This is a genomic window from Geobacillus sp. GHH01, from assembly GCF_000336445.1.
Classification (GTDB): domain Bacteria; phylum Bacillota; class Bacilli; order Bacillales; family Anoxybacillaceae; genus Geobacillus; species Geobacillus zalihae.
Map to the genome: position 1 here is coordinate 1075959 of NC_020210.1, position 13536 is coordinate 1089494.

The window sequence follows — 13536 nt, forward strand, 5'->3', positions numbered from 1 at the left end:
GTGCTCATTGGAAAGCGATTGAATGACCGCTATAAAATCATCAGCCTTATCGGCGGCGGCGGCATGGCGAATGTCTATTTGGCCCGCGACATCATTTTGGAGCGCGATGTCGCCGTGAAAGTGCTCCGCCTTGATTTTGCCAATGATGATCAGTTCATCAAACGGTTCCGCCGCGAGGCGCAAGCGGCGACGAGCTTAAACCATGAACATATCGTCTCCATTTATGACGTCGGCGAAGAGGAAGGCGTCTATTACATCGTCATGGAATATGTGCGCGGCGCGACGCTGAAGCAATACATCCAGCAGCACGCTCCGCTTCCGGTCGAACGGGCGCTTGGCATTATGGACCAGCTGACATCAGCGATCGCCCATGCCCATGAGAACGGCATCATCCATCGCGACATTAAACCGCAAAACATTTTGCTTGATGAGCACGGCAATGTGAAAGTGACCGACTTCGGCATCGCTGTGGCGATGAGCGGCACGACGATCACGCAGACCAACTCGGTGCTCGGTTCGGTCCATTATTTGTCGCCGGAGCAGGCGCGCGGCGGCATTGCCACCGAAAAGTCGGACATTTATTCGCTTGGCATCGTCATGTTTGAACTTGTCACCGGTCGGCTGCCGTTTTCCGGCGAATCGGCCGTTTCGATCGTGCTGAAGCATTTGCAGGCGGAAACGCCGTCGCCCAAGGCGTGGAACCCCGACATTCCGCAAAGCGTCGAAAATATTATTTTAAAAGCGACGGCGAAAGACCCGTTTTACCGCTACCAATCCGCGCGCGAAATGAACGAGGACATTCGGACAGCGCTGGATCCAAGGCGGCGCAACGAGCCGAAATTTACCATACCCGATGACGATGAGGAAGCGACGAAAGCCATTCCGATGATCAAACATGCGGAAAGCGCGGCGTTGGAGCAAGAGACGCTTGTGTACGAGGAAAAAACGAGCGAACCGGTTCATACGACGGGCGAACCGAAACCAAAGCGGAAACGGGTATGGATTGCCTGGCTTGTGGCTGCCTTGCTGTTCATTGGAGCTGCCGGCGTCAGCGCGGTCACATGGATTCCGGACCTCATTTTTCCAAAAGAAGTGACGATGCCGAACGTGGTCAACAAAAACTATGATGACGCTGTTGAACAGCTGTCGTCGCTCGGTTTGGAAATCAAAGATACGATTGATGTGGAAGATGATCAAATCGAAGAAGGAAAAGTCGTGCGCACCGATCCGGAAGCCGGCATGACGGTGAAGAAAGGGGCCGGCGTCATCATTTATAAAAGCATTGGAAAAAAGAAAATCGAATTTCCAAGCTTCATTGGCGATGATATTGCTGCGGCGGAGGAGGAGCTGCGCGCTGAAGGATTCACCCGCATTACGCGCAATGGCCGCCACAGCGACAAGCCGGAAGGGACGATTTTGGATCAATACCCGTACGCCGGCGATCGAGTGGCGCCTGATGAAACGGAAGTTATCTTTACCGTCAGCCTCGGGCCGGAGAAGGTCACCGTTAAAGATTTGACTGGCTATACGGAAAAAAGCGTGCGCGACTACGGCGCGGATCAAGGGTTGCGCATTGACGTGAAGTACGAGTATTCGGACGAGGTGCCAGAAGGGCTTGTCATTTCGCAAACTCCAGCGGCGAACGAGCAGGTAAAAAAAGGGGAAACCATCACGGTCGTCATTTCCCGCGGGCCCGAGCCGAAGCCGTCCAAAACGGTAGTGAAAGAGATTATGATCCCGTATGAACCGGCGATGCCGGGGCAAATGGTTGAAGCTCAGCTTTACATCCAAGATGCCAACCACAATATGTCAACGCCATACAAAACATACCGGCTGACGGCGCCAGCGACCGAGATGGTCGAGTTTGAAATTCCATATGGGGAGACCGCTTATTACCGCGTCATTGTCAACAATGTCGTCAAAGAGGAAGGATCGATCCCGTACCCAGAACATAACGAAAAAAAGGGGTGAGGCTATGGCGGAAGGACAAATCATTAAAGCATTAAGCGGATTTTATTACGTCTTGTCCGAAGGCCGCGTGTTCCAATGCCGCGGGCGCGGTGTGTTCCGCAAGAAAAACGTGACGCCGCTCGTCGGCGACCGCGTCGTTTTTCAGGCGACGAGCGAAACGGAAGGCTATATTTTGGAGATTGGCGAGCGGCAAAATGAGCTTGTGCGGCCGCCGATTGCCAACGTCGAACAGGCGATTTTAGTCTTTTCGGCTGTAAGCCCGGACTTCAGCGCCAAGCTGCTCGACCGCTTTCTTGTCTTGGTTGAATCGAAACGCATCGCGCCGATCATTGTCATCAGCAAAATCGATTTGTTAGATGGCGAATCGAAAGAAGAGATCGCCCGCTACGTGCATGATTACCGGCGCATCGGCTACGACGTGATTGAAACGTCAGCCGTGACCAAGGGCGGCCTCGATGAACTGGCGTTGCGCCTTCGCGGCCGCGTCTCCGTCGTCGCCGGGCAGTCCGGCGTCGGCAAATCGTCCTTATTAAACGCGCTCCGTCCGGATTTGCGGTTGAAAACGGGCGACATTTCCACCCATTTAGGGCGCGGCAAGCATACGACCCGCCATGTCGAACTGCTTGAGGTCGCCGGTGGACTTGTCGCCGACACCCCAGGGTTTGGCGCGCTTGAGTTCGACCAGATCGAGCTTGATGAATTGCCGCATTATTTTCCGGAATTCCGGATGTACGGGGAAGGGTGCAAGTTCCGCGGCTGCCTTCATATCGCCGAGCCGAAATGCGCTGTGCGTGAGGCGGTCGAGGCCGGGGAGATTCCATCGTACCGCTATGACCACTACGTTAGTTTTGTTGCCGAAATGAAAGAACGAAAGCCGAGGTATTGAACATGATTCGAATTGCGCCATCGATTTTATCAGCCGATTTCGCCCGCCTGGCTGAGGAAATTCGTTCGGTCGAGGAAGGCGGGGCGGATTGGATTCATGTCGATATCATGGACGGGCATTTCGTGCCGAATTTGACGTTCGGTCCGCCGGTCGTGGCCGCCATTCGACCGGTGACGAAGCTGCCGCTTGACGTCCATTTGATGATCGCCGACCCGGACCGATACATTCCGGCGTTTGCGAAAGCGGGCGCGGATGTGATTTCCGTCCATGTTGAGGCGTGCGTGCATTTGCATCGGACGATTCATTTTATCAAAGAACAAGGCGTCAAAGCCGGGGTGGTGCTCAATCCGCATACACCGGTCGAGATGATCCGCCATGTGATCGGTGATGTCGATCTCGTCTTGTTGATGACGGTCAATCCAGGGTTTGGCGGACAGGCGTTCATTCCGGCGGTCGTGCCAAAAATCCGTGAGGTCGCCCGGATGGCCAGTGAACAAAACAAAGAGGTCGATATTGAGGTCGACGGCGGCATCAATGCGGAAACGGCGCGGCTTTGCGTGGAAGCCGGAGCGAACGTGCTTGTCGCCGGCTCGGCCATCTACAATGAACGGGATCGAGCCGCCGCTATTCGCACGCTTCGCAAAGCGTGCGCCAACTAGCCAAAAGGCAGCGCCGCTTTTGCCATCTTATTGAGCCGCAGGGTGATGAGAGCAAAGAAAAGAACGGAAGATGGCTGCCTCGGCCCTTGCCGAAAGGGGGAAACGCATGTGTTGATTCATATTGTCGGCGGCGGTCCGCCCCACCTTCTTCCCGATTTGCGCTCGTATGATGGGAGCGATGTGCAGTGGGTCGGCGTCGACCGCGGCACGAAAGCGCTCTTGGATTTCGGACTCCGCCCGGTGCGGGCGTTTGGCGATTTTGATTCCTTGCCGGCTGAGGAGGTCAAGCGGCTAAGGGAGATGCTGCCGGAGCTTGACATTTGGCCGGCGGAAAAAGACAAAACGGATATGGAGATCGCCCTTGACTGGGCGGTTAGGCAGACAGATGGGGCCATCCGTCTGTTTGGGGCGACCGGCGGGCGGCTTGACCATTTGTTTGGCAACGTTGAGCTGCTGTTAAAGTACGCCGGGCGGCCCATTGAACTCATCGACCGGCAAAACGTGCTCACCGTCCATCTGCCCGGCGTGCATACGGTCGCGCGCGACGATCGATACCGTTATGTGTCATACATCCCGATTTCCGAAACGGTGGCAGAACTTACGCTGATGGGATTTAAATATCCGTTAACAAACTGTCATATTTCCCGCGGTTCGACATTATGTATTAGTAATGAACTTATCCAATCTTCCGGTACTTTTTCGTTTTCAGAAGGCATATTAATGATGATAAGGAGCAGCGATTTTGCCGGCTGCCCGTAGTCGCGCTTGGCTTATGACGGAATATAATGGATAAGGAAATGGCGGGAAGCTCGTGATGATCGGTGTGAGGAGGGAATCGGGATGAAGTTTTATACGATCAAGCTGCCGAGATTTTTAGGCGGAATCGTGCGGGCGGTGTTGAACGCATTTAAAAAAGGATAAGAAAAAAGCACCATTTTTGGTGCTTTTTTGTTGCCGCCGAACAAAAGGAGGGTTGCAACCTTTTGGGGCGGCTTCTTTTCGTTAGGCCGTTAGACGCGTTTCACTTTTCCAGATTTCAGCGCGCGCGCCGAAACCCAGACGCGTTTCGGTTTGCCGTCAACTAAAATGCGCACTTTTTGCAAGTTGGCTTTCCATGTGCGGCGGCTGGCGTTCATGGCATGCGAACGCGAGTTGCCGAACGATTTCTTCTTGCCGGTAATGAAGCACTTCGCCATCGTTTTTCCCTCCTTGCTTTCACATCCCTCTAAAAACACTATTATAATTTACCATACAACCGTAGGGATTGCAATAGACGTGCGGTTTTCTTTCAAGAAACTGTCCTTGACATCTATTTCAGTTTTCGGCTAAATAATACTAGTGGGCGGACGGGAAGCGCTTTGAAAACAGAAAGCGTTATAGTACAATAGGGGTAGCTGTGCGAGATACGCAAAGGGGGAACGAGCATGTCGATTGAATGGCAAACGAAATACGGGCGCATCGAAGTCGCCAATGAAGTCATTGCGATGATCGCGGGGGGAGCAGCCGTCGATTGTTACGGCATTGTCGGAATGGCGTCGAAAAACCAAATTCGCGATGGGCTGTCGGAAATTTTGCGCCGGGAGAATTTTTCCAAAGGGGTTATTGTCCGCGAAGAAAACGGCGAGATACATATCGATATGTACATCATCGTCAGCTACGGAACGAAAATTTCCGAAGTTGCCCATAACGTGCAGTCGAAAGTGAAGTACACGCTCGATCAGACGCTCGGGCTGGCGGTTCAGTCGATCAATATTTACGTTCAAGGGGTTCGGGTGTCAAACCCGTAGTAAGGAGGAGTTAGCCGGTGACAATGAGGACGCTTGACGGAAGACGATTTGCCGATATGGTGCAGCAAGGGGCCGCACATTTGGCGAACAACGCCAAGACGGTCGATGCGCTGAACGTCTTTCCGGTTCCAGATGGCGATACAGGAACGAACATGAACTTGTCGATGACGTCCGGGGCGAAAGAAGTGAAGGCGAATGCCTCCGACCATATCGGCAACGTCGCCGCGGCGCTGGCGAAAGGGCTGTTGATGGGGGCGCGCGGCAATTCCGGCGTCATTTTGTCGCAGCTGTTCCGCGGATTTGCCAAGGCAGTCGAAGGCAAACAAGCGGTGAACAGCTTCGAATTCGCCGCCGCTTTGCAGGCGGGGGTGGACACAGCCTATAAGGCGGTGATGAAGCCGGTTGAGGGGACGATCCTCACCGTTGCCAAAGAAGCGGCGCGCAAGGCGGTGGAGGCGGCAAAAAAAGAACGCGACGTGATCGCCGTGATGGAAGCGGCGCTCGCCGAGGCGAAAGCGGCGCTTAAGCGCACACCCGAATTGCTCCCGATCTTAAAGGAAGTCGGTGTCGTCGACAGCGGCGGTCAAGGGCTCGTATACATCTATGAAGGGTTTCTTGCTGCTCTGAAAGGAGAAATCGTGAGCGCCGCACGCGCTGAGGCGCGGATGGACGATTTAGTGAAAATGGTGCACCATCAAAGCGCGCAAAGTCATATTCATACCGATGAGATCGAGTTTGGCTACTGCACGGAGTTCATGGTCCGTTTTGAGCCGGAAAAGCTGGCCGAGCACCCGTTTTCCGAAGAAACGTTCCGCCGCGAGTTAAGCCAGTTCGGCGACTCGTTGCTTGTTGTCGCGGATGACGAGCTTGTTAAGGTGCACATCCATTCGGAAACGCCGGGTGAGGTGCTGACATACGGTCAACGCTACGGCAGCTTGATCAATATTAAAATTGAAAACATGCGCGAACAACATGCCAACATCGTCGGCAAGGAGGCCAAAACGCTGACTGGTGTTGCCAAAGAGGAAGCAAAGCCGTACGGCATCGTCGCCGTCGCCATGGGCGCTGGCGTGGCTGAACTGTTTCGGAGCATCGGTGCCCACGCCATCATTGAAGGTGGGCAAACGATGAACCCGAGCACGGAAGAAATCGCTGACGCCATCCGCCTCGCCAACGCGGAAACGGTGTTTGTGCTGCCAAACAACAAAAACATTGTAATGGCGGCAAAACAAGCGGCGGAGCTTTCCGAACAGCGGGTTGTCGTCATCCCGTCGAAAACGGTTCCGCAAGGTCTGGCGGCGCTCTTGGCGTTCAATCCGGCGCAATCGGCCGAGCAAAATGAGCGGGCGATGACGGCGGCGCTGTCGCGAGTGAAAACGGGGCAAGTGACATTTTCCGTGCGCGATACGACGATTGACGGCATCGAGATTCAAAAGGGCGATTACATGGGGTTATGGGATGACCGCATTATTGCCGCTGACAAAGACAAACTCACCGTAACGAAGCGGCTGCTTGATGCGCTCATTGATGAAGAAAGCGAAATCGTGACCATTTTGTACGGCGAAGACGCAACGGAGATCGATGTGGAAACAGTCGTTGCCTATTTGGAAACGAAACATGACGGGGTCGAAGTGGAAGTGCATAACGGAAAGCAGCCGCTGTATCCATTTATCATTTCCGTCGAATAATATGTTAGAATAATAGAAGGGAGCATTCCCTTCTATTTTTCTTATTTTTCTGTTTTGTGGAGGAATAGCGGAGATGAAATACAAAAGCGTCTTTGATATCATTGGCCCGGTGATGGTCGGGCCGTCAAGTTCACATACGGCCGGGGCGGTGCGCATCGGTTTAGTCGCGCGCAAGTTGTTTGGCCGAAAGCCGACGTGGGCGCGCATTTCGTTTTACGGTTCATTTGCCGAAACGTATCGGGGGCATGGCACCGATGTTGCCATTGTCGCCGGGTTGCTTGGGTTTGACACGTTCGATGAACGTCTTCCGAGTGCGCTTGAGATCGCCCAAGCGGAAGGTGTGGATGTGTCGTTTTCCGCTGAGGAGGCGGTTCCGCATCATCCGAATACGGCACGCCTGCGGATTGGCGATGATGAAGGCGAGCTTGAGCTCGTCGGCATTTCGATCGGCGGCGGCAAAATCGAAATCGTCGAATTGAATGGGTTTGCCTTGAAGCTGTCCGGCCATCATCCAGCGCTGCTCATTATGCATAACGACCGGTACGGGACGATTGGAGCGGTGGCTTCCGTGTTGGCGAAGTGGAAGATCAACATCGGCCACATGGAAGTGTCGCGCAAGGAGAAAGGGAAAGAGGCGCTCATGGCGATCGAAGTCGACCAGCCGTTGACCGATGATCTGATTCAAGAATTAGAGCAGCTGCCGAACATCATTCAAGTGGCGAAGCTTGTGGATTAAAAAGAAATCGGTTTCAGATGCACCATGATAGAGAGAGGATAGGTGGGAAATGATATGTTTCGCAATGTAGCTGAACTCGTGGAGATGGCAGAAAAGGACAACATCAAAATCGCTGAAGTGATGATTCGCCAAGAAGTGGAGGTAAGCGGAAGAAGTCGAGAAGAGGTGATCGCGCAAATGGATCACCATTTGTCGGTCATGGAGCGCGCCGTCGAGAGGGGACTCGAAGGGGTTGTGTCCCGCTCCGGGCTGACGGGCGGCGATGCGGTGCGGATGCAGTGTTATATTGAGGGCGGCCGTTTTTTGTCTGGGGAGACGATTTTGGACGCCGTCAGCAAAGCCATGGCGACGAACGAAGTGAACGCGGCGATGGGCGTTATTTGCGCCACCCCGACGGCAGGGGCGGCCGGCGTCGTTCCAGGGACGTTGTTTGCCGTGAAAGAGAAGCTGCGGCCGACAAGGATGGAAATGATCGAGTTTTTGTTTACAGCCGGGGCGTTTGGCTACGTCGTCGCGAACAACGCCTCGATTTCCGGCGCCGCCGGCGGCTGTCAGGCCGAGGTCGGGTCGGCGGCCGGCATGGCGGCCGCGGCGTTGGTGGAGCTGGCCGGTGGGACGCCGAGCCAAGCGGCCGAAGCGATGGCCATCGCCCTAAAAAATATGTTGGGATTAGTATGCGACCCGGTTGCTGGCCTGGTCGAAGTGCCGTGCGTCAAGCGGAACGCGATGGGGGCGGCGAACGCCATGATCGCTGCGGATATGGCGCTAGCCGGCATTAAAAGCCGCATCCCGTGCGATGAAGTGATTGAAGCGATGTATCGCATCGGTGCAGCCATGCCGGTGGCGCTCAAAGAAACGGCGCAAGGGGGGGTGGCCGCGACGCCGACTGGCCGCGCCATTGCGGCTCGCATTTTCGGCGCTTCTGCGGCATCGAAGTGAACGAAGCGATGCAGCAGCCGGTGACGGCGGTCAAAGGCATCGGTGAAGAGACGGCGGCCGCGCTTGCCGACATCGGCATCGCGACGGTCGGTGAGCTGCTTGCGTACGCCCCGTACCGCTATGATGATTACGAACAAAAAGATTTGGCCGTCGTCCGCCATGAAGAAAAAGTGACAGTGGAAGGAAAAGTATACAGCGCCCCGCTGTTGACGTATTACGGAAAGAAAAAATCGCGCCTTTCCTTCCGCATGCTGGCCGATCGCTACTTGATCACCGTTGTTTGTTTCAACCGTCCCTATTTGAAGGAAAAAATCGCCCTGAACGAGACGGTGACGGTGATCGGCAAATGGGACCGGCATCGGCAAACGATCAACGCCTACGAACTTCGGTTCGGACCGGCTCCGGAGACCACCGGCATCGAGCCGGTTTACTCCGTTCGCAGCCCGCTGACGGTGAAAACGATGCGCCGGTTGATGAAAGCGGCGTTCGAACAGTTTGGCGAGCACATCCCCGACCCGCTGCCGCCCGCTTTGCGCCGTGCTTATCGCCTTGTCGACAAACAAGAAGCGCTCCGCGCCCTTCATTTTCCGCGCACGCGCGAAGAGTTGCATCAGGCGCGGCGCCGGCTCATCTATGAGGAGTTTTTGTTGTACCAGCTGAAAATGCAGGCGCTCCGTCGATTGATGCGCGATGAGCGGCGCGGCGTCGTTCATTCGTTTTCTGAAGAGCGGCTTTCGTCCTTTCTTTCCGGATTGCCGTTTGTCTTGACGAACGCCCAGCGCCGCGTCATCGGCGAAATTTTGGCGGACATGCGCTCGCCGCGGCAAATGAACCGGCTTTTGCAAGGCGACGTCGGTTCTGGCAAGACGGTCGTTGCCGCTGTCGCTCTTTACGCCGCCGCTTTGTCCGGATTTCAAGGAGCGCTGATGGTGCCGACGGAAATTCTGGCTGAACAGCACGCCCGCTCGCTCGCCGAGCTGTTTGCCGATACGGATGTGACGATTGCGCTCTTGACAAGCTCAGTGAAGGGAAAGCAGCGCAAAGCGGTGCTTGCCGAACTGGAAGAAGGAACAATTGATATCGTCGTAGGCACGCACGCCTTGATTCAAGAAGGAGTGCAGTTTCACAGGCTCGGCCTCGTGATTACGGACGAGCAGCACCGGTTTGGCGTCGAACAGCGCCGCGTTTTGCGTGAGAAAGGGCATGCACCGGATGTATTGATGATGACGGCGACGCCGATTCCGCGCACACTCGCCATTACAGCGTTCGGCGACATGGACGTATCGGTGCTCGATGAAATGCCGGCCGGACGAAAAAAAGTCGAGACGTATTGGGTGAAGCATCATCAGTTCTCCCGCGTGCTCGATTTTATCGAAAAGGAATTGCGCCGTGGTCATCAGGCGTATGTCATCTGTCCGCTCATTGAGGAGTCGGACAAATTGGATGTGCAAAACGCCATCGATGTCCATAGCCAGCTTGTCCATTATTATCGCGGGAAATATGAGATCGGCTTGATGCACGGCCGGCTGTCGGCCGACGAAAAAGAACGCGTCATGCGGGCGTTCAGCGAAAACCGCATCCATGTGCTCGTCTCGACGACGGTCGTTGAAGTCGGCGTGAATGTACCGAATGCGACGGTGATGGTCATTTACGACGCCGAACGGTTTGGCCTCGCCCAGCTCCATCAGCTGCGCGGGCGGGTCGGGCGCGGCGACGCCCAGTCGTACTGCATTTTGATCGCCGACCCGAAATCGGAAGTCGGCAAAGAACGAATGCGCATCATGACGGAAACGGCCGATGGGTTTGTGTTGGCCGAAAAAGATTTGGAGCTGCGCGGTCCGGGCGATTTTTTCGGTACAAAACAAAGCGGGCTCCCGGAATTCCGCTACGGCGATCCAGTGCATGATTACCGCATTTTGGAAGTCGCCCGCCGCGATGCCGCCAAGCTCGTTTCCTCGGCCGCGTTTTGGCGCGATGAGGCGTACGCCGGGCTGCGCGCCGAGCTGGAAGCGTCCGGCCTACTCGACGGGGAAAAGCTAGATTAATAGACAGGGAGGAGGCGGCCGGCGCATTCGCGCCCCGCTGTTTTTTATGGTAATTGATTTTTTGGCCAGTGGAAGCCTATATTTTCATTGCTCGGACGGAGGAGGCAGGAGATGCCTGTCCCACTATTTCGTTTGTGGGCCTCGAGGATGAAGCAGAAAGCCGTTTGGCGAGGGGGCGTCGGATCCACAGCGGCCGACAGCCTGTGGCGCTGTTCATTTTTTGTGCTTGCATTTCGTTTTTTGATATTATATATTACTTTTAGTACCTAGTCATAAAATCGGACGGTGTCACGAATCGATGAGAAAAAGCAAACGCGAACGGCAACGGTTGTTGCAGGAGACGATCCGGGAAAACCCGTTTATCACCGATGAAGAGCTCGCCGAAAAATTTTCGGTCAGCGTGCAGACGATCCGCCTTGATCGGCTTGAGCTGTCGATTCCCGAACTGCGTGAGCGCATCAAGAATGTCGCCCGCCAGTCGTTCGCTGATAAAGTGCGGGCGTTGCCGCTTGAAGAAGTAATCGGCGACATTATTGACATCGAGCCGGATGCGAGCGCCATTTCGATTTTCGATGTGAAAGAGGAGCACGTCTTTCGGCGCACCCGCATCGCCCGCGGCCATCATTTGTTCGCTCAGGCCAACTCGCTTGCCGTCGCTGTCATCCATGATGAACTGGCGCTGACAGCGAAAGCGACCATTCGTTTTGTGCGTCAAGTGAAAGAAGGGGAGCGGGTCGTAGCCAAAGCGAAAGTGACCGGAAAAACGGCGCACGGGCGCACAATCGTCGAGGTGAACAGCTACGTCGGCCAGGAGCTCGTCTTTTCTGGTACGTTTGAAATGTATCGTTCAAACATAGAGAAAAAGGATGGGGACAGCAATGAATATCGCGGTTGATGCCATGGGCGGAGACCATGCCCCGGGCGAAATCGTGCGCGGGGCGCTTATGGCCGCCGCCCATTTCCCTGACATCGAGATTACGCTGATTGGCGATGAAGCGAAAATTCGCCCGCATGTGGCGGGTGAAGAGCGCATTTCGATCATCCACACCGACGAAGTGATCGAAGCAGATGATGAGCCGGTGCGGGCGGTGCGGCGCAAAAAGAACTCGTCGATGGTGCGCATGGCGGAAGAAGTGAAAGAAGGGCGCGCCGAGGCGTGCATTTCCGCCGGCAATACCGGGGCGCTCATGGCAGCCGGACTGTTTGTCGTCGGGCGGGCAGCCGGCATCGACCGCCCGGCGCTCGCCCCGACGCTGCCGACGTTGGATGGGCGCGGCTTTGTCTTTCTGGATGTCGGCGCCAACGTCGATGCAAAGCCGGAACATTTGCAGCAATACGCTTTGATGGGACATGCGTACGCAAAGAACGTGCGCGGCGTCGAAAAACCGCGCATCGGCTTGCTGAACGTCGGAACGGAAGACCAAAAAGGAAACGAAACAACGAAACGGGCGTTTGCCTTGCTCAAGGAAACGAACCTTCATTTCATCGGCAATGTCGAAGCGCGCGATCTGCTGCAAGGAGTGGCTGATGTTGTCGTCGCCGACGGCTTTGCCGGCAATGTTGCGTTAAAAACGATTGAAGGGACGGCGCTGGCGCTCTTTTCCTTGCTCAAGCAGACGCTGACAAGCGGCGTCGCGGCGAAGCTGGCCGCCGCCGTCCTCAAGCCAAAGCTCGCCGGGCTGAAAAAAATGATGGACTACTCGGAGTATGGCGGCGCGGCGCTGTTTGGCTTAAATGCTCCGGTCATTAAAGCGCACGGGTCGTCCGATGCGAACGCCATCTTCCACGCCATCCGCCAGGCACGAGAGATGGTGGTTCATGATGTCATCGGCACGATCAGAGCGGAGCTGGAACGGGCATAATCGGTAAAGGAGGAATCAAAAATGGGGAAAATCGCCTTTTTATTTCCTGGCCAAGGATCGCAGACGGTCGGCATGGCGAAAGACGCTGCCGAGCATGACGCCCGCGCCCGCGCCGTCATCGCGGAGGCTGACGAGCGGCTTGGATTCGCGCTTTCCAAGCTCATGTTCAACGGACCGCAAGAAGAGCTGACGTTGACATATAACGCCCAGCCGGCGCTCTTGACCGCCAGCATCGCCTTGCTCCAGCTTGTCGACGGCGCTGGGCTGAAAGCGGACTATGTCGCTGGCCATAGTTTGGGCGAATATACGGCGCTTGTCGCCGCCGGCGCCATGTCGTTTGCCGATGCCGTCTACGCGGTGCGCCGCCGCGGTGAGCTGATGGATGAAGCGGTGCCGGCCGGTGAAGGGACGATGGCGGCGGTGCTTGGGATGGACGCTGATGCGCTTGAAGCAGTGACAAATGAAATCGCCGCCCAAGGCGATCCGGTCGAGCCGGCCAACTTCAACTGCCCGGGGCAAATTGTCATCTCCGGCTCGAAAGCCGGAGTGGAAAAAGCGGCGCAGCTTTTGAAAGAACGCGGCGCCAAACGCGTCATTCCGCTTGAGGTGAGCGGTCCGTTCCACTCCGCTCTCATGAAGCCGGCGGCAGAAAAACTGAAAGCGGTTCTTGACAGTTTGGTGATTCGTGACGCCGTCATTCCGGTCGTCGCCAATGTGACGGCTGAGCCGGTGACGAAAAAAGAGGACATCGCCCGCCTTCTCATTGAACAACTGTACTCGCCGGTGCGTTGGGAGCAGTCGGTGCGCACGCTTCTTTCGCTTGGCGTCGACACGTTTGTCGAAATCGGTCCGGGAAAAGTGTTGTCCGGCCTTGTGAAAAAAATCGACCGCAACGCCCGCGTTTATGCGGTGAACGATCTTGCTTCCTTCGAAGCGACCGTTGCGGCGCTGAAAGGGGAATAA

Annotated in this window: 14 protein-coding genes; 13 read left to right on the forward strand and 1 reads right to left on the reverse strand. The window is 55.7% G+C overall.

Translation table 11 applies throughout. The features are described from left to right. The 5 genes from pknB (at position 1) to spoVM (ending at position 4437) form a co-directional block, all read left to right on the forward strand. Positions 1–1971, forward strand: coding sequence for a Stk1 family PASTA domain-containing Ser/Thr kinase (gene pknB / locus GHH_RS05445; protein ID WP_015374390.1), 1971 nt, complete (start codon positions 1–3; stop codon positions 1969–1971). Positions 1972–1975: 4 nt separating this feature from the next. Then, positions 1976–2857, forward strand: a complete 882-nt coding sequence (rsgA, locus tag GHH_RS05450) for a ribosome small subunit-dependent GTPase A (RefSeq protein WP_015374391.1) — start codon at positions 1976–1978, stop codon at positions 2855–2857. A gap of 2 nt (positions 2858–2859) precedes the next feature. Then, positions 2860–3516: a ribulose-phosphate 3-epimerase gene (rpe, locus tag GHH_RS05455; protein WP_013145788.1), complete on the forward strand. Its 657-nt coding sequence runs from the start codon at positions 2860–2862 to the stop codon at positions 3514–3516. A 108-nt stretch (positions 3517–3624) separates the two neighbouring features. After that, positions 3625–4275 carry a thiamine diphosphokinase gene (locus GHH_RS05460; RefSeq protein ID WP_013145787.1) on the forward strand — a complete coding sequence of 217 codons (651 nt, stop codon included), beginning with the start codon at positions 3625–3627 and terminating at the stop codon, positions 4273–4275. A gap of 81 nt (positions 4276–4356) precedes the next feature. Beyond that, a complete protein-coding gene (gene spoVM / locus GHH_RS05465) occupies positions 4357–4437 on the forward strand; it encodes a stage V sporulation protein SpoVM (protein ID WP_011230680.1) in 81 nt (26 codons plus the stop codon). 89 nt (positions 4438–4526) lie between these two features. Here the strand turns inward: spoVM and rpmB are convergent, their stop codons facing one another. Then, positions 4527–4712 (reverse strand): 50S ribosomal protein L28, encoded by a 186-nt coding sequence (rpmB, locus tag GHH_RS05470; RefSeq protein WP_011230681.1) that lies wholly within the window; start codon positions 4710–4712, stop codon positions 4527–4529. 228 nt (positions 4713–4940) lie between these two features. Between rpmB and GHH_RS05475 the strand changes: the two genes are divergently transcribed. From GHH_RS05475 to fabD, 8 genes are all read left to right on the forward strand, one after another. Further along, entirely contained in the window at positions 4941–5303 is a 363-nt protein-coding gene (locus GHH_RS05475) for an Asp23/Gls24 family envelope stress response protein (protein ID WP_015374392.1), read from the forward strand. A 17-nt stretch (positions 5304–5320) separates the two neighbouring features. Further along, on the forward strand, positions 5321–6991 hold the full coding sequence (locus tag GHH_RS05480) for a DAK2 domain-containing protein (protein WP_015374393.1): 1671 nt from the start codon (positions 5321–5323) through the stop codon (positions 6989–6991). 73 nt (positions 6992–7064) lie between these two features. Beyond that, positions 7065–7727 (forward strand): L-serine ammonia-lyase, iron-sulfur-dependent subunit beta, encoded by a 663-nt coding sequence (gene sdaAB / locus GHH_RS05485; RefSeq protein ID WP_015374394.1) that lies wholly within the window; start codon positions 7065–7067, stop codon positions 7725–7727. Positions 7728–7781: 54 nt separating this feature from the next. Further along, positions 7782–8666 (forward strand): L-serine ammonia-lyase, iron-sulfur-dependent, subunit alpha, encoded by an 885-nt coding sequence (gene sdaAA / locus GHH_RS05490; protein WP_015374395.1) that lies wholly within the window; start codon positions 7782–7784, stop codon positions 8664–8666. Further along, the gene (gene recG, locus GHH_RS05495) at positions 8663–10711 is read left to right on the forward strand and encodes an ATP-dependent DNA helicase RecG (protein ID WP_015374396.1); all 2049 of its coding nucleotides are present in this window, start codon (positions 8663–8665) and stop codon (positions 10709–10711) included. Before sdaAA ends, recG begins: the two co-directional genes overlap by 4 nt. 298 nt (positions 10712–11009) lie before the next feature. Beyond that, positions 11010–11606 (forward strand): transcription factor FapR, encoded by a 597-nt coding sequence (fapR, locus tag GHH_RS05500; protein ID WP_011230687.1) that lies wholly within the window; start codon positions 11010–11012, stop codon positions 11604–11606. Beyond that, the gene (plsX, locus tag GHH_RS05505; protein WP_015374397.1) at positions 11590–12573 is read left to right on the forward strand and encodes a phosphate acyltransferase PlsX; all 984 of its coding nucleotides are present in this window, start codon (positions 11590–11592) and stop codon (positions 12571–12573) included. Before fapR ends, plsX begins: the two co-directional genes overlap by 17 nt. A gap of 21 nt (positions 12574–12594) precedes the next feature. Then, the gene (gene fabD / locus GHH_RS05510) at positions 12595–13536 is read left to right on the forward strand and encodes an ACP S-malonyltransferase (protein ID WP_013523379.1); all 942 of its coding nucleotides are present in this window, start codon (positions 12595–12597) and stop codon (positions 13534–13536) included.

Bases quoted from the DNA above. Each gene is read 5' to 3' on its own strand.
- rsgA (WP_015374391.1), top strand. From the start codon at position 1,976: ATGGCGGAAGGACAAATCATTAAAGCATTAAGCGGATTTTATTACGTC.
- rpe (WP_013145788.1), top strand. From the start codon at position 2,860: ATGATTCGAATTGCGCCATCGATTTTATCAGCCGATTTCGCCCGCCTG.
- spoVM (WP_011230680.1), top strand. From the start codon at position 4,357: ATGAAGTTTTATACGATCAAGCTGCCGAGATTTTTAGGCGGAATCGTG.
- rpmB (WP_011230681.1), bottom strand. From the start codon at position 4,712: ATGGCGAAGTGCTTCATTACCGGCAAGAAGAAATCGTTCGGCAACTCG.
- GHH_RS05475 (WP_015374392.1), top strand. From the start codon at position 4,941: ATGTCGATTGAATGGCAAACGAAATACGGGCGCATCGAAGTCGCCAAT.
- sdaAB (WP_015374394.1), top strand. From the start codon at position 7,065: ATGAAATACAAAAGCGTCTTTGATATCATTGGCCCGGTGATGGTCGGG.
- sdaAA (WP_015374395.1), top strand. From the start codon at position 7,782: ATGTTTCGCAATGTAGCTGAACTCGTGGAGATGGCAGAAAAGGACAAC.
- fapR (WP_011230687.1), top strand. From the start codon at position 11,010: ATGAGAAAAAGCAAACGCGAACGGCAACGGTTGTTGCAGGAGACGATC.
- plsX (WP_015374397.1), top strand. From the start codon at position 11,590: ATGAATATCGCGGTTGATGCCATGGGCGGAGACCATGCCCCGGGCGAA.
- fabD (WP_013523379.1), top strand. From the start codon at position 12,595: ATGGGGAAAATCGCCTTTTTATTTCCTGGCCAAGGATCGCAGACGGTC.